Annotated in this window: 13 protein-coding genes and 1 pseudogene; 10 read left to right on the forward strand and 4 right to left on the reverse strand. The window is 32.9% G+C overall.

The annotated features are described in order from the left end of the window. Nucleotides 1-101: 101 nt before the first annotated feature. Nucleotides 102-530, forward strand: a complete 429-nt coding sequence (locus DN393_RS13020) for a hypothetical protein (protein ID WP_098102863.1) — start codon at nucleotides 102-104, stop codon at nucleotides 528-530. Nucleotides 531-626: 96 nt separating this feature from the next. Next, on the forward strand, nucleotides 627-1,211 hold the full coding sequence (locus DN393_RS13025; RefSeq protein ID WP_064475450.1) for an SMI1/KNR4 family protein: 585 nt from the start codon (nucleotides 627-629) through the stop codon (nucleotides 1,209-1,211). A gap of 139 nt (nucleotides 1,212-1,350) precedes the next feature. On the opposite strand, the gene DN393_RS13030 is transcribed toward DN393_RS13025, so the two are convergent. Beyond that, complete coding sequence (locus tag DN393_RS13030) at nucleotides 1,351-1,752, reverse strand: hypothetical protein (protein ID WP_064475449.1); 402 nt, start codon at nucleotides 1,750-1,752, stop codon at nucleotides 1,351-1,353. Between the two features lie 210 nt (nucleotides 1,753-1,962). On the opposite strand from DN393_RS13030, the gene DN393_RS13035 reads away from it, so the two are divergent. Together DN393_RS13035 and DN393_RS13040 are read left to right on the forward strand one after the other, a co-directional pair. Beyond that, nucleotides 1,963-3,132 carry a ParM/StbA family protein gene (locus DN393_RS13035; RefSeq protein ID WP_000025617.1) on the forward strand — a complete coding sequence of 390 codons (1,170 nt, stop codon included), beginning with the start codon at nucleotides 1,963-1,965 and terminating at the stop codon, nucleotides 3,130-3,132. A gap of 11 nt (nucleotides 3,133-3,143) precedes the next feature. Continuing rightward, entirely contained in the window at nucleotides 3,144-3,479 is a 336-nt protein-coding gene (locus DN393_RS13040) for a hypothetical protein (protein ID WP_064475448.1), read from the forward strand. A gap of 118 nt (nucleotides 3,480-3,597) precedes the next feature. Here DN393_RS13040 and mle read toward each other — a convergent pair whose 3' ends face one another. Continuing rightward, nucleotides 3,598-4,452 (reverse strand): BCA family alpha/beta fold macrolide esterase, encoded by an 855-nt coding sequence (gene mle, locus DN393_RS13045; RefSeq protein WP_064475447.1) that lies wholly within the window; start codon nucleotides 4,450-4,452, stop codon nucleotides 3,598-3,600. A gap of 186 nt (nucleotides 4,453-4,638) precedes the next feature. Here mle and DN393_RS13050 point away from each other — a divergent pair, with 186 nt between their 5' ends. Further along, nucleotides 4,639-5,565 carry an NADP-dependent oxidoreductase gene (locus DN393_RS13050; RefSeq protein ID WP_098102865.1) on the forward strand — a complete coding sequence of 309 codons (927 nt, stop codon included), beginning with the start codon at nucleotides 4,639-4,641 and terminating at the stop codon, nucleotides 5,563-5,565. 126 nt (nucleotides 5,566-5,691) lie between these two features. Here the strand turns inward: DN393_RS13050 and pdxR are convergent, their stop codons facing one another. After that, nucleotides 5,692-7,125: a MocR-like pyridoxine biosynthesis transcription factor PdxR gene (gene pdxR / locus DN393_RS13060; protein WP_064475445.1), complete on the reverse strand. Its 1,434-nt coding sequence runs from the start codon at nucleotides 7,123-7,125 to the stop codon at nucleotides 5,692-5,694. A 146-nt stretch (nucleotides 7,126-7,271) separates the two neighbouring features. Between pdxR and DN393_RS13065 the strand changes: the two genes are divergently transcribed. Then, nucleotides 7,272-8,189 (forward strand): DMT family transporter, encoded by a 918-nt coding sequence (locus tag DN393_RS13065; RefSeq protein WP_064475444.1) that lies wholly within the window; start codon nucleotides 7,272-7,274, stop codon nucleotides 8,187-8,189. Between the two features lie 135 nt (nucleotides 8,190-8,324). Next, nucleotides 8,325-9,195: pseudogene (locus DN393_RS13070) on the forward strand (DnaA N-terminal domain-containing protein). A 17-nt stretch (nucleotides 9,196-9,212) separates the two neighbouring features. On the opposite strand, the gene secY reads toward DN393_RS13070, so the two are convergent. Next, on the reverse strand, nucleotides 9,213-10,517 hold the full coding sequence (gene secY / locus DN393_RS13075) for a preprotein translocase subunit SecY (RefSeq protein WP_064475443.1): 1,305 nt from the start codon (nucleotides 10,515-10,517) through the stop codon (nucleotides 9,213-9,215). A 535-nt stretch (nucleotides 10,518-11,052) separates the two neighbouring features. Between secY and DN393_RS13080 the strand changes: the two genes are divergently transcribed. From DN393_RS13080 to DN393_RS13090, 3 genes are all read left to right on the forward strand, one after another. Continuing rightward, nucleotides 11,053-11,568, forward strand: coding sequence for a DinB family protein (locus tag DN393_RS13080; RefSeq protein WP_064475442.1), 516 nt, complete (start codon nucleotides 11,053-11,055; stop codon nucleotides 11,566-11,568). A gap of 586 nt (nucleotides 11,569-12,154) precedes the next feature. Next, nucleotides 12,155-14,101, forward strand: a complete 1,947-nt coding sequence (locus DN393_RS13085) for a bifunctional metallophosphatase/5'-nucleotidase (protein ID WP_064475441.1) — start codon at nucleotides 12,155-12,157, stop codon at nucleotides 14,099-14,101. Nucleotides 14,102-14,991: 890 nt separating this feature from the next. After that, the gene (locus tag DN393_RS13090) at nucleotides 14,992-16,695 is read left to right on the forward strand and encodes a M4 family metallopeptidase (protein WP_149173568.1); all 1,704 of its coding nucleotides are present in this window, start codon (nucleotides 14,992-14,994) and stop codon (nucleotides 16,693-16,695) included. Nucleotides 16,696-16,858 lie beyond the last annotated feature (163 nt).

Consider the following 16,858-nt stretch of genomic DNA (forward strand, 5'->3'; position numbering starts at 1 on the left):
TACAGAAAAGAAAACTCTTAGAGACGTATTACTTAGGGTAGATAAATGTTTAAGAGACAATGGTTATAGTATAAAATAAAACGAATTAAGAGGTAGGTAAGATGGGGAAATTTGTGAAAGACCAAAAGGTAGTTGCATTTACATTAGAGGGGGTAGCACCATGTACAGTTATAAGAGTTGGTTGGATTTTTATCATGGTACAAGTAGAAGAAACGAAGCACCTATACTCAGTTACAAAAGGTAAGATAACGTCTATGGAAGAGGATAAACACTATTTTTTAGAAGAGAGTTTTGATGAAGAAGGGGTTTTTGATATTGGTAGAGTTTTTGGTGCGATTGAAACAACAGACATGGAACTTGCAAAGAAATCATTTGAAGAAAATGAAGACTTCAAGAAATACGAAGATTTTCACAATCCATCAGAAGGGAAACTGTATGGTGGAGAGTACTATACTACAATCAAAACAGGTAAAGAATTACTAGAACAATACTTTAATCGAGAAGGAATAGAGTGTAATGGTACAAATTAAATTAGATGTGAAAACAGTTAAAAGTCAAATCTTATTTATGTTAGGTATATAGATTAATAAAAAATTTTTATATTTTATTATTGGGAGGACGAAGTAATGGATTTGGTAAACAAATTTTTAAACGGCTTGAGAGCAGCATTATCAACAGATGATCTCGAAACACTAAATAAAGCGTGCGGTGCTACAAAAGAGGATATTGATACATTAAGGCTAGAATATCCAAATTGTCCAGAATCACTAATCTCTTTTCTTGAAAATATTGATGGTACATATTGGCGGAAATATGGAGAAAACAAAGTTGCGGTATGTATTTTAGGCTCAGATGTTGAAGAGTATCCATATTATTTGCTTTCTACACAGCAGATGCTCGAAAGTTCAAAAGAAGAAGAAGACGTATCCTATCTTTTAGAATACCAAGATGACGAGGATGCTGTTGATTCTAAGATAAATCCAAAAGGACTTCTCCCTGGCACTTATATTCATTTTTCAGACTGTATGAACAATGGTGGAACATCAAGACTCTATATTGATTTTAACCCTTCTGATGAAGGTGTATGTGGTCAAATCATTCGTTTTTTGCACGACCCTGATGAATATGAAGTGATTGCAAACAGCTTTGATGAGTATTTACAGAATCTTATTAATGGTGATTTTAATTTTCTAGAAGAAGAATCCCAATAATTTGTCTACAAACTCATTTAAAAGGTTAGAAATTAAACAACTTTAAAGAGCCTTACTACAATATGATTTGTAGCGAGGCTCTTATATTTTTTAATCAAAATTAAATAACATTATTATCACTTTACAAAATCTCATCTTTTTATTTATATTGTTTTGCGACTATAAGTTCGACGATAGGATAAATAAAGAACGAAGAACAAAGTGCGATAAAAAGAGGAAGATTCTTTATTTCATCGAGTAATAGGAATGAAAATCCTTCTGATAATATTACAATAAAAAACATAAGGCATATAAGTGCAAAATAAGCAATTTTAAAGCTTTTATATTTAATTTGTTGTCCCATTTCATCTTTGCTTTCTTCCGATACTCCGTTTGGATCTCCCCAAGTAATTTGATTAATTAAATTACCAAGTATTAACGAAAAAGCGAATATTGTCCCTCCAAAAATCGAACCTTCCGTTACATATTTATATGCGCCATGTATGAGGACTCCAATTAATGATAAAACGATAATTATGAAAATAAATTTTTTATGATTCAATTTAGAAATGACACCTCCAGTGATGTAAAAAACTCTTTACATCCATAGTATAAAATTGGAAAAGTTTAATGTCAAATACTTTTTACATAAATGGTGCAATAATATGGTATTTTGTTTTTACGATTTATAAAAAATTACATTACATTTGAATGTAAAAGAATGGGCTCGCATATATTTGGAAGGGATGTCAGATTAATTTAGGGGGTAGTTATGTCTATTCTATTAAAAGCTGGTGCTGATGCAGGAAATAACGGTTTGAAGTTAATGGTGAAAGGGCAAGACCCTATTTTTATTCCGAGTATATATTCTTTATATATAGGAGAGCCTACAGGATTGTTAGATGAGAGTGATGTTTCATTATCTGAATTAGAAAATCACATTGATGTGACCATTAGTTCTCCATCGCTAATGTTAAATAACGTGCGGTATATCGTTGGGGAAAAAGTCATTCAAGATCAATTAAAAGGTACTGAGGTTGAGAAGAAATCAAATAAGTCAACTGATGAGTTAATGGTTATTACAATTCTATCTGGTTTAGCGGTAAGTGCTATGCGTCAAAGCCCAACTTCTAGTCATATTAATATTCGTTATGATTTATCTGTGGCTCTTCCTATGCAACTTATTACACAAGAAATAGCTGCGGAAAATGCGAAACGTTATATGGGCAATCATAAAGTTGTGTTCCATTATCCAAACGGACGTGATGTGACAATTAATATTTCAATCGAATATTGTAAATGCCTACCTGAGGGCGCTTCTGGGACGTGGGGCATTGTATATGATGAAGAAGGAAATGTTGTGAAACATAAAATAGAATGTGAACAAAATCAAGTTTCAGAAATTGATTTTGTTGATAAAACTTTATTGTCTTTTGATATTGGTGCAGGGACGACAGAAGAAGTAGTTTCACTAGGTGTGAACTTTAGACCACAACTAAGTAAGGGCTTATCATACGGTGTGAAAGAAACGTTACTACAAATTATTACAAGATGGAACCGGAAGTATCCAACAAAGACGATTGATAGTATTACAGAATTTAACCAAATTTATTTAAATGAAAAGCACCCAAGAAATGCGTTACTAGTTGAAGAATCACAGCCAGCATTATTAGGTTTAGCAGCGCGTGTCGCAACGGATATCATAAACAAAATTGATGATATGAAAGACGATCCATACGTATTTATTTATGGTGGGGGCGCAGTAATTATTAAAAACAGTTTAAAAATGATTTTAAAACAAAAAGGACGACTAACAAATGTAATCTTTGTAGATAATCCGTTATTTACAAATGCACGTGGATTATTAGTCTACACTTGTTCGCCAAAATATAGAGAGCATAAGCAAAAAGAGTTAGGATTTACAAACTTAACGATAAGTTAGTTGGTGGAAGTATGCGATCTAGGCGATATAAACATGGTGATCGAGTAAAAATCAATATTCATAAATCAGTATCACCTGAAATGATTGCATGGCTGAATAAACAATCAAACCCAACCAATTTCTTTTTCTTTGCAGCGCAGCAACTCTTTAAACAAGTAGGAGATATTGATGTGTCAAAAGCTATACCTAGTAGCCATGTTTTCTCATTATACGTGGAGCCATCATCTTTATTAAAGGTCGAAGTAAATCCCTTTAAAAACGTGCCACTAGAAGCTAATAAATCCACCGATAATATAAAAAAAAAATCATGGGAATCTGTTGATCAATTAGATTGTCCGTTTTTTTAAACATAGAAAAAATAAGTATTGCCCATCACTATACATACTGATACAGTGATGGGCTTTTTTACATGTAACGAATAGAAGGGGCACAAATTGTGGTGTGCCCCTTCTATTCGTTATTTATCTATATTTTAGATGTATGTTCAGTAACTGCATGAATGATGTCTGCCCAGTCATCAGGATGATTTTCATGTCCTGCGCCATCAAGGGTTAGTAGGACTGAGTTAGGAATTTCATCAATAAGTGCGAGACCATGTTCAAAAGGGAGCGCTGTATCGTCTGTTCCGTGAATAACTAATGTAGGTGCTTGTATGGAGTGAAGCACACCTTCATAAGCATCATCACCTTGAAGTAAAGCGTGATTAAACATACTTAATAGATTGTTTGCGCGTTCTATTTCTTGTTTTACTTGAGTATAGACTCTTTTTTTATCAAATGTTCGTTTGGATCCACATAATAGGCGAGATCCGGAAACTAAATATTCTGCTACAACTTTATCATTTGTCCAATCTAAATGCGTGCCATTTGCGTGATGTGTTAAAATCCTTTCATCCATCGGGGGTAAATCGCGCGTGTTATCGTCAGAGCCTATTACACTTGTAGCTAGTAATGTTAACGACGATATTCTTTCAGGATATTTTACAGCAGCAATTTGAGCTATCATACCACCTAAAGACATACCAAATAGATGTGCTTTATCAATTTGATAAGCATCTAGTACCCCAATTGCATCTTCAGCCATATTTGTAACTGTATAATTGGAAGTTCCAGGTTCATATGTAACAGAGCGTCCCACATCCCGGTTATCAAAACGAATAACAAATTTCCCTGTGTTAGCCAACTGTTCACAAAACTCTTCATCCCAATACACCATTGAACACGTAGCACCCATAATTAATAAAATAGCTGGGTTTTTAGGGTTCCCAAAGCTTTCTGTACATATATCAATCCCGTTTATTTTAAATATCTTTTCAGTCATAGAGTTCTCCCCATTTCTTTTGAATTTCATTAAAAATACAATGTTGAGTGATTCTAAGGTGTATGTAAGTTTCGTTTTGGAATTAATAGTGCAATAACCCCTAAAAATAAGTATATAGCCATTCAAGGCAAAAAATTTTGAGAAATATTTGTATGTTATTAAAATAAATAGCAAGGAGGAATGGAAATGAAAGCAATTGTTATAGATCAATATGGTAATGTTGAAGAATTAAAAGAAAGACAAGTTTTAAAACCGGTTGTTAAAGATAACGAGGTATTAATACGCATTCTCGCAACATCTATTAATCCTGTTGATTGGAAAATAAGAAAAGGAGACTTACAAGAACAGTTACGATTTTCATTTCCAATTATTTTAGGGTTAGATGTAGCTGGTGTTATTGAAGAAGTTGGGGAAGAGGTAGAGTGCTTCAAAGTAGGAGATAAAGTATTTACGAAACCTGAAAATATAGGGAAGGGCTCTTATGCTGAATTCATTACAGTAAAATCGGATTTAGTATCCTATATGCCTACTAGTCTAAGTTATGAAGAGGCAGCTTCTATTCCTCTGGCAGGACTTACAGCGTGGCAAAGTCTTGTAGATTACGCAAAAATAAAAGAACATGACCGAGTACTCATTCATGCTGGAGCTGGTGGAGTTGGAAGTTTGGCAATCCAAATCGCAAAATCATTTGGAGCTTTTGTTGCGACAACTGCAAGTAGTAAGAATGAAGAGTTTTTAAAGTCTTTAGGAGCAGATCTCGTTATTGATTATAAAAAAGATAAATTTGAAGAATTACTATCAGATTTCGATATTGTATTAGATACAATAGGTGGCGAAGTACAAGAAAAAAGCTTTCAAATTATAAAATCTGGTGGTGTTTTAGTTTCGATTGTTCATGAGCCAATTCAAAAAGTAAAAGGGATAAAATCAGGATTTCTATGGCTAAAACCAAACGGAAAACAACTAGAACAATTATCAGGTTTAATTGTACACGGAAAAATAAAACCAATTATAAGTAAAGTTGTGCCATTTAATGAAGAGGGGGCTAGAGAAGCTCATATTTTGAGTGAAGGTCAACATGTTAGAGGTAAGATTGTAATGAAAGTCGGATGATAATGAAGATAGTGGCTTGTAGAGAAAGTGAATTTGAACCAGAAAAAAACTTAGAAATAAATACTATCCCAAAATTCACATTTTCATTTTGGGATAGTATTTATTATTGGACATGTAATGTTATCTCTATAATATACAGTTTCGTATTGTATCATGTAATTTCTCTAAACCAATCAACATATCTTTTTCATTTAACATTGAATAGCTAATCCGTAATTTGTTATTATTTATATCGGTATTTAATAGACAAGCTGTTCCTGGTAAAAAAGAGACATCTACTTCATTTGCTTTTTGTAATAAGGTAAAGGGATCTATCGAATCCGGAAGTGTAATCCATAAATTAAAGCCACCATTTGGTATTTCAAATCGTAATTCTTTAAGTGGTGATAACAAGTCAATCGTTATATCACGTCTAATTTGTAAAGCAGTACGTAATTTTTCTAAATGGTTTTTCATACGTTCTGCACGTAAAAAAGGAAGGAGTGCTTTTTGCGTTAATAAAGGACTACCGATATCCATTGAACCTTTTACAGCATATAACCATTCAAAAATAGGCCCATCGGCAATAAGAGATGCGATACGCAATCCTGGTGCTAACGTTTTACTAAATCCTTTTATATATATTACGTGGCCGTTTATATCAAAATTTTTGATAGGAGGGGGAACAGTCGCACCCTCAAAATATATTTCTCCGAAAGAATCATCTTCAATTATAAAAAACTCATATAACTCTGCTAGTTCTATAAGTTCCATTCTCCGTTCTTTACTCATTACTGTACCTGTTGGATTCTGGAAAGTTGGATTCGTATACAATAAAACAGGATTTTTACTTTGACAAATATCATCGATTAAGTCGGAGCGAACTCCATGATTATCAAGAGAAATAGGTATAATTTGAGCACCTTTATTGATGAAAATATCAAGCGCAGCACTATAACAAGGACTTTCCACTAATACAATATCACCAGGCTTTAATAATGTTTGAGCAATTAAATCAATTCCTTGTTGTGCGCCGCTTGTAATTAATAATTGAGATGGATCGGTCACTAAATTCTGGTGTTCACTTAAGTAATTTGCTATTTCAACTCGCAGTTCATAATCACCCTGTACTGGCCCATAAGTTGCTAGGATCATCTGGTCTTTATTGAGTATTTTATGCATTTCGTCTGCTAAGAATGGATTTGGCAATAAACGTGGATACAAAATCGCTTGTGAAAAATCGTAATATTTTCGGTGCTGATTCATTGCATATTGAGATCGCATAACATTAATCGTTTTCGTTTGTTGCCATTTGTACGGAATTGGTTTGAAATCTTTCTTTACATGTTTATGTATATAAGCACCTTTTCCTTGCTCAATGCGTATATATTCTTTCTTTTCTAATTGCTTATATGCCTTACGAACAGTTAATAGGCTAATCTGCAAATCTTCGGCCATAGAGCGTAAAGATGGAAGTGAGTCACCATGTGAAAGCATGCCACTTTGTACTCTTTCAACGATTTGCATATATATTTGCTGGTAATACGGTATGTTGGATTCTTTACGAAGGACAATTTTCATGGTTTCACCTTTTTCGTTTTTATTTTATTAAAGCGAAAAATATAAAGGGAATCAACTACAATTTTAAGTAACTGTTATATACATAGATACACTGTTATACACCATACCTTCTATACTCATGTTAAGAGTAAAAAGGAGGAAGAAAAATGGTCATTTTCAATTATATTTTAGTATGTATTATTTTCGGAACAACATTTTTAACGATAAAAATCGGAATTGAAGCAGGAGCGCCCCCATTATTTTCAGCAGGAATTCGTTTCTTGTTAGCAGGCGTAATTCTGATGATTATATTTAAGTTAAAGCGAAAAGAAATTATGCCACATGTATTTTCAAAACGTATTATATATGCTGGTTTTTGCTTAACGTTTATGACATTCGCAACTTTGTACTGGGCGGAACAATATATTTCTTCAGGGTTAGCTGCTGTACTTTCTGCTACGGGGCCGATGATGATTTTATTATTACAGGCAAAGAGAAATAAGGCAAAATTACAAAAAGAGCAACTCGTAGCATTAATTATTGCACTAATAGGTGTTGTTTTTGTTTCTTTACCAGGAATGCAACAAGAAGTAAGTTTCATATGGAGTATCGCTTGTTTTGTTTTAATAATAGGAGAGTTATTTTACGGAATAGGCTCTATCCGCTCAAAAGAAATACTTTCGGATTTACAAAGTGTATCACCATTTCTCATTAATGGTATTCAAATGTTTTACGGAGGAGTTTTATTACTAATCGTATCCGTCATAGTAGAACAACCGAATGTAACTGTATTAGCTTCATGGAGTGTACAGTGGCCTATTTTATATCTCATCTTTATCGGATCAATTGGTGGGCACGGATTATATTACTGGCTCTTATCAAAAACGAATCCTGTATTCCCGTCAACGTGGTTATATGTATCACCGTTAATTGCTATTATTGTAGGATATATCATATTAGGAGAACCTTTAAACCCTACAATGGGAATAGGTGCTTGTTTTATTTTGGTTGGTGTATTTTTAGCTAATCGATCCACACTCCGGAGCTATTTCAAACAAGGGAAATTATTTGAGAAGGAAATGTAGTTGTATAAAGAAGCAGCCCTGTATATAACAGGGATGCTTGAATTTTATTCATGATACGGATTGACTTTATTTATTGGAAAGTCGTAATATTATTAAGCTATATGAAAGAGAACCACAAAAAGAGGGGGAGTTATTATGAAAATAAACTGGACTGAAGTAAAGGAAAAAATTCGACCGCAAATTTCAAAACCATCCTAGTAATGGCGAACCATCTAAGTGGAAAGATGTTCAAAAAGAAAAACGTAATAGCTGGGATGAAGTAAAGAAAGCGTTAAGGCCAAAATTAGCAGAGAACACATTTATGACATGGATTAGAAATACAAATGCTACTATAGAAGATAATAAATTAATAATTTTTTGTGAAAATGCGTTTCATCGTGATTTACTTGAAGGGGAGTATAAAAATATAATTTCAAGTACCGTACAGAAAATTACTAATGAAGAATATCAAATTTGGTTCGAAATAGGATCAAACGCCGCTTCAATAGCACAAATTCATCATATGCAAAATAAGCAACTCACTTACGGACAAGAGGAATCAAAAATAATTTGGAATCAAATAAAAGATAAAGTACAAGTAACAATTTCAAGACCTTCATATGAAACATGGATCAAAGAAACTACAGCCAGTTTAAATGAAAATTCATTGACTATTTATTTTAAAAACGAATTCCAACAAGAGTGGGTTGAAAAGTCTTATAAAGATTTAATTTTGCATATAGCAAAAGAGTTAACTGAAAATACATATGAGCTTCAATTTGAATTAAAATCAAATACAATTGCAAGCAATAATGGTGAAAAATCAAAATCAACTATTGATAATATTATTTCCAAATTAGAGAAGCACCTCAAAGTCACTACTGATAATTTAAAAAGTAATGATATAGAAGATAGCGATAAACGTATTCAAGCTTTAGAAGGAAAAATAGTGAAGTTGGAAAATGTAATAGATACATTAGTGGGAAAATTAGAGGTAGTAGAATTAAAAACACAGTTGGAAAAATAACCAACTGTGTTTTTTACTTAATTCGCTTTATTGATAAACCCTTTATAATGACGTTTTACAAGCTGACTTTCTAAAGTCTTCATTGTTTCAAGCGCTACACCGACGATGATAAGTAAGCTTGTACCACCGATTTGTGCAGAAGGTGGTAATGTAGCAATTTTCGTGAATAAGAGCGGTAAAATTGAAATCGCCCCTAAGAAAATTGCCCCGATAAATGTTAAACGGTATAAAATTTTAGTTACATATTGTTCTGTTGATTTACCAGGACGAATACCAGGCACATAGCCATTTTGCTTTTTCAAATTCTCAGCCATTTGTTCAGGGTTTACTTGAATAAATGCGTAGAAGTATGTGAAAGTAACGATCAGACCGACATAAAGCGTCATTCCAATTGGATGTGCGAAATCAAGATTTGCAACTAACCATTGCGATACGCTTGAATCAGGGAAGAGCTGCGCGATTGTACGCGGCGTCATTAAAAATGCGGAAGCAAAGATAACTGGAATTACACCAGCACTATTTACTTTAAGAGGTAAATGAGTGTTTTTTGCTCCTTGGTATTGATTGTTTCCTGAAACAGCTTTTGCATATTGAATCGGTATTTTACGTACAGCTTGTTGAATGTAAATAACGCCAACAACTATCGCTAAAATTACGAGACCAATTAAGATCATCTTTATGATGTGCATGAATAATTGATCGCCTGCATTTTGAAATTGTTGCAAATAAATTTGGTTCGCAACATTTGGAATTGCCGCAACAAGTCCTGCGAAGATAATCATCGAAATACCATTACCAACGCCATTAGCGGTAATTTGTTCACCTAACCAAAGTAAAAATGCAGTACCTGCAGTTAAAACTGTCGCAATAAATAAGTATGTAGTCCAGCTTTGATCTGTAATTAATTGTCCACCTGCTATATTATTAAAACCATAAGACATCCCAATGGCTTGTATGAATGCGAGAATGATTGTAAAGTATCGAGTGAATTGAGCTGATTTCTTACGGCCCATTTCTCCTTGCTTTGCCCATTCCGAAAATTTAGGTATAACGTCCATTTGTAGTAATTGTACTATGATGGAAGCTGTAATATATGGTGTAATACCTACAGCAAAGATTGAGAAGTGTTGCAATGCTCCTCCGCCAAATACGTTTAGCATACCTAAAACGTTAGCTTGATCTTGTACTTTTAATACCTCTGCGTTAGTATGAGGAACTGGAATAAACGTGCCAATTCGAAAAACAATTAGCATCGCTAGTGTAAAAAGAATTTTGTTTCTTATCTCAGCTACTCTCATGAAATTTGAAATCGTACGAAACATTATGTCGCCTCCTATATTTTTATCAGTTCAAAACTGATTATTATATCCCGATGAAGTAACCACAAACCTCCTTCCGCATTAAATTCATTTGACAAATGGAATTTTATACATTTTGTAGTTTTCTCGGATATAAAAATATAAGGTGTTTTTTAGCGACCAATAAGCTTTTCGTAATCATTCAATACACATAATATATCGAATAAATTAACAAATGTACATACATACGCATGAAAAATGAATGAATAGGGGCATTTTTTACATTTATGTAATGCTAGATTGATAATTAGGAACGTTTTATGTAGTTGTATTGAAAGGATTCCGTGGAAAGTATTATGGTGTAGCTGTAGCACATGATAATCTCAAGGAAATCTTCAAGGATATTGAGAAAACTCATATATTTAGTCGTGAATTAGAGAAACTATTAAAGCAAGAAAAGATTTGAATGAAATAGTAGTGAAGGAAAATCTTTCTTCTATAGAGAATATTTCTAACGCAGGAATCTAAGTATATAGGTTCTAATGAAAGGAGAATTCACATGAATACATTTGTAAAGGACAAGTTTTATGAAACGAGAAATCAATTATTTGAGGAAATTACTTTGTTAAGTGATGCTCAATTTAATAGAAAATCAGATAAGGATAAATGGAGTATAGCACAAATTTGTCATCACTTAGTTTTATTAGATGAGAGAGTTATAACGGTTATTTCGTCAGGATTAAAAAAGATGGATAGTTTCCAAAATGAGCGTAAAGAAATTCATACTATTGTATTAGATAGATCGATAAAATTTATAGCACCAGAAATGATTGAACCAAGTATAGAACCATTTGAAGTGCTGCAAATGGTTGATTTGTTAAACGACTCTAGAAAAGAATTGATGCGTTTTCTGAGTACAATAGAAGATGAATCTAAATTGGTAAAAAAATCAGTGATGCATCCAGCTCTTGGAGAATTATTTCTTGATCAGTGGATAGAATTAATCTATTTGCATGAACAGCGTCATATAGAACAAATCAAAGAGGTCAAATTGCTTTGTGAAGTTGAAAAGTAAAAATTATTATCTATTTATTGAGCGATTTAGGATAGCATCAAGGGTTTGAGTGATAAAATACAAGTCTTGATTAAAATTATGATGAATTTAGTTGAAAGCAACCAATAAGCAGAAGAAAATACGAAACTAGCAGATCTTTCTCTTGAATAGGAAACGAACATTCAAAAAAACTGAATCCGAATTGCTGTATAAGTGTAACCCCGTCTTAAATGAAGAACGGGGTTATTATTTTTGGAAGTGATCTCAGCATTTTTATTTAGAAGGAAATAAATTAGCAATGAAATCCGAAAATGTAACCAGCATTACACACTATATCTTTAAGTTATAATGATTTCCGGAAATGAGTTATATGTCCATAATTTTGACCGTACATATACATCTACCGTTGGTTTAGCGCTCTTCACACGTTAGAGGAAGAAGAAAATACGATTCTGCTAGGGGGGATATGTATTTTATTCTCTATATTTTCACAGCAGAACCACCTCCAAAATTATCTTTTGCAGTTGAATTTTTCCGAATAATAAGTTACATTTTTAAAGTTCAAGCAACTTTATAGCAGTACAAAAAGGGGAGAAATATTGTTATTATGCAAAAAATGAAATGGAAGACCTATTTATGTTATTTTGTTATTTTTATACTTCTTGGAACAGCAGTAATAGTCAAGCCATCTATCTCAAAAGCTGAGGAATCTGATGTTAATATTACATTGTTAGGTACTGCAGATATTCATGGTAGATTTATGCCTTGGGATTATGCACTTGATGGAGCAAATACGAGCGGAAGTTTAACACAGCTTTATACGGTTATAAAGAAGGTACGTCAAGAAAATCCAAATACCATATTAGTAGATGCTGGGGATACAATTCAAGGAAACTCAGTAGAATTATTCAATGATAAGCCACAATCGCCAATGATGGTAGCGATGAATACAATGGGATATGACGCCTGGGCATTTGGAAATCATGAATTCAACTTTGGATTAGATACATTGAAAAAAGTTAGTGAGCAATATAAGGGAAAGACGTTAGCAGGAAATATTTATAAGGAAAATGGAGAGCGTTTTCTTCCTGCATATACGATTGTTGAAAAAGGTGGAATTAAAGTCGGGATAATTGGTATGAATACACCAATGATTAGTGATTTCGAAAAAGGGACAGATCATTTGGATGGATTGGTAGTGAAAAATCCAGTAGAAGAGACAAAAAAGGCAATTAAAGAATTAGAAGGTAAAGTAGATGTAATGGTAGGGGTTATGCATATGGGACTAGAAAATGAGAATGGAATCCCAGGTACTGGTGTTCAAGATATTGCGAATGCTTGTCCGGAACTAAGTGCTATTTTTGCAGCTCATATGCATAAACTTGTTAAAAAAGAAGTTGTAAATGGCGTTATTATTACAGAACCAGATAAATATGGAACACATATTTCACGTATTGATCTTACTTTTACAAAGCAAGATGGAAAGATGGTTCTAAAAAATAAAAATGCTACCGCTATACCTGTAAAAAATACTGATGGAACAACAATAGTATCTGATCCCACACTTGAAGACACACTGACACCTTTTCACGAGTATGCGAGAGGAGATGCAAATGTTGTTGTCGCTCAATTAAAGGGTAGAAACCTTGTTCCTGAAAATGAAATAAAGGGTATTCCAAGTGTGCAGATTCAAGAGACACCTTTATCAGATTTCTTTCATGAAGTCATGCTCTACTACAGCAAAGCAGATGTAGTAGCCCATCAAATTGATAACGATAATGCTCGTTTGGATGTAGGTCCTATTAAGAAAAAAGATATTGCGTATAATTATCAATATGCTTTGGGAGAAATTACGGTCTATAAGGTAACTGGGAAAGACTTAAAAGACTATATGGAATGGGCGGCAGGGTACTTTAACTCATCTCGTGCCGGAGATGTAACAGTTAGTTTTGATAAAACCCGTCGTGCTTCTAAATACAGTACGAATGATTTCTTTGGAGGCGTAAAATATGAAATTGACTTAACAAAACCATATGGAAGTAGAATTACAAATTTACGTTCTATTCGTACAAATAAACCAATCAAAATGAGTGATGTTATGACGCTAGGAATGAATGCGTATAGAATGGAGGCTCTTCAGGCAAAAGGGGGAGCTTTAGAGGGACGGAAATTTGAACAAACTTGGTCATCTAAACAAGAGAATGCATTCGGAGAAACTGGTGGAACCATTCGTAACCTTGCTATTACATATTTAAAAGAGGTAAAGAATGGTGTATACACACCAAAAGTTATGCATAATTGGAAAATTACTGGTGTGAATACACATTCTTCAGAGCATAGGGCTGTAGTGGATCTTGTAAATAAAGGGATTTTAGAAATTCCAAAAACTGAAGATGGAAAATATACAAATATAGCATCTATAAATACTAAAGATTCAATTACAAAAGAAGAGATTGTAGCACTCTCACAAAAAGCTAATATTAATCCAAATCAGTTTAATCATGTAAAAAGAAAAGGAGAATTTTACAAAAAACTTAGTAGGATAATTAAATAAATATAAAATAGATAGCTTTCGTGCAAAAAACTATTAAACTTGGACATACCATTATCCTAAAAAAAGTTTGTGATTGGTATGGAAATATAAAGAATCAACGATAAAAAATCCTCTGGATTATTAAACAAATCCGGGGGATTTTTTATTTGAATAATTTTGGTTTTATTTCTTACTATGCATATTTATAATATGCTTTAAAAGAACATACCTTGAGCTAATAACATGCAATAGATGTGTCCTTTACTATATTTTAATGGGAGACAAATTAAAGATATTTTTGACAAAATAAAAAAGCCTGAAACTCATATGAGACTTCAGCTATCTCATAATGTTACAATCCATGCAGCTATAGACATACATAACAACATTATATTAAAAAATCTAAATTGTAGATGCGCTGCCTCACTAAAGTATTTATATACTATATATATCATAAAACAAAACACGCACTTTCTTCTTCTTGTTTATCAAGGTCATTAGTATTCATTTGATCCATCTTTATCCTAAATCAACTTCATGTCCGAAATATAAGTTTAAATAAGTAATATAAATTATAAGATGTCCTATAATAATTGTTATTTTAATAGCATTAAACCTACTCTTAAAATAGTAAAGAGTGGGTTTTTATGTTGTTATTTAGATGTAAGGGTACTTTGATTAGAATGAATATAGATAATTGACAACTAATCAATTGGATGAGCGCCTAAAAGAGCTCTTTTTTATTGAAATTAATATACATATATGTGTCGTTCTTTATTTATATCATCGACCACATATATGTAATTTTGCATAATGTTACATGAATTTTGTATTTTCTCTTTTTTCCGACAGAAATAGACAGTATACTTTGTACAAGCTTTCTATTTCAAAAATTATACGAGGTGAAAAAAATGAAAAACAAAAAGACATTAACTAAGGTAGCATTAACAACAGGCTTAGCTTTAACAGCTGTAGCACCATACGGAGTAGGTTATGCAGAGGAAACAGACCAACTACAAGTTCAAATTCAGGAAGAATCGTTCCGTTCGGGTGAACTTACACAACCGTCACAAAAGGCACCCGAAAATGTAGTAAAAGATGCTCTTAAGGAGAAAACAGAACAAGCTCTTTCTCCAAAGCAAGTAAATGGAGAAACTGGAGTAGATTATAAAGTTCTTCAAAAACGTGGTTCATATGATGGGACTACACTTGTACGTATTCAGCAAACATACGAAGGAAAAGAAGTATATGGCCATCAATTAACTGCACACGTAGATAATAACGGTGTTATTAAAAGTATTTCAGGCGATAGTGCGCAAAATTTAAAACAAGAAGAATTGAAAAAAACTATTAATCTATCAAAAGATGAAGCAAAACAATATATTTATACGAAGTACGGGAACGATATCAATTTTATTTCTGAGCCAGAAGTTAAAGAAGTTATTTTTGTTGATGAAAATAATGGACAAGCTAGCAATGCATACCAGGTTACATTTGAAGCTGCAACACCAAAATATGTTTCTGGAACTTATTTAGTAAATGCACAAAATGGTGATATGTTAAAAAATATGGTACAAGAATCTAACTTAAAAGCAAGTGAAAAACTAGTTGGAGCATTAAAGAAGAGTAAAAAAAGCAATCTTACATCATTAACTGGAACAGGAAAAGATGATTTAGGTATATCACGTACATTTGGAATCTCTCAACAAGGTAATGGAAAATATGCTCTTGCTGATTATACAAGAGGGCAAGGAATTGAAACATATGATGTGAATTATAGAGACATTACTAAAGAAGAAAGCTATTATCCTGGTACATTAGCAACTAGTACTTCAACAACATTTAACGATCCAAAAGCAGTAAGTGCTCATTACTTAGCAACAAAAGTATTTGATTTTTATAAAGATAAATACAAGCGTAATAGCTTTGATAATAAGGGACAAAAGGTAGTTTCAGTTGTACATGCTTGGGATTCTGGAGATACGAATGATCCGAAAAATTGGCAGAATGCATTAAGTGCGAATAATGGAAGTATGCTTGTATACGGAGATCCTATCGTCAAGGCATACGACGTAGCTGGCCATGAATTTACACATGCAGTTACTTCTAGCGAATCTAATCTTGAATATTACGGTGAATCTGGTGCGATTAATGAGGCGCTTTCTGATATTATGGGAACATCTATTGAGAAATACGTAAATAATGGAAGCTTTAACTGGACGATGGGAGAACAAACTGGATCTGTTTTCCGTGATATGGAAAACCCGGCTTCTGTTCCATTTTCACTTGGAGTACCTTATCCAGATGATTACAGTGAATTTAACGATTTTAATGGATGGGATCAAGGTGGCGTTCATTTTAATTCAAGTATTATTAATAAAGTGGCGTATCTCATTGCAAAAGGTGGAACTCATAACGGTGTAACCGTTAAAGGAATTGGTGAAGATAAAATGTTTGATATCTTCTATTATGCAAATACAGATGAGTTAAACATGACTTCTAATTTCAAAGAATTGAGATCAGCATGTATTCGAGTGGCAACTAATAAATATGGAGCAAATACTGCTGAAGTTCAAGCAGTTCAAAAGGCATTTGATGCAGCGAAAATTAAGTAAGTTAGAAATATAGTTTTCATTCATATATTATTACATTATGAAAAAACAGCTACTGTCATTTTAAAGATAGTAGCTGTTTTTTATACAGCAATGTATGAGTGAAAATAAACTTATAAAGCAATAATTACACTGTATATCTTCAATAGTTACGACAAATATAAAA

The sequence above is a fragment of the Bacillus sp. BPN334 genome, assembly GCF_008368885.1.
Classification (GTDB): domain Bacteria; phylum Bacillota; class Bacilli; order Bacillales; family Bacillaceae_G; genus Bacillus_A; species Bacillus_A wiedmannii.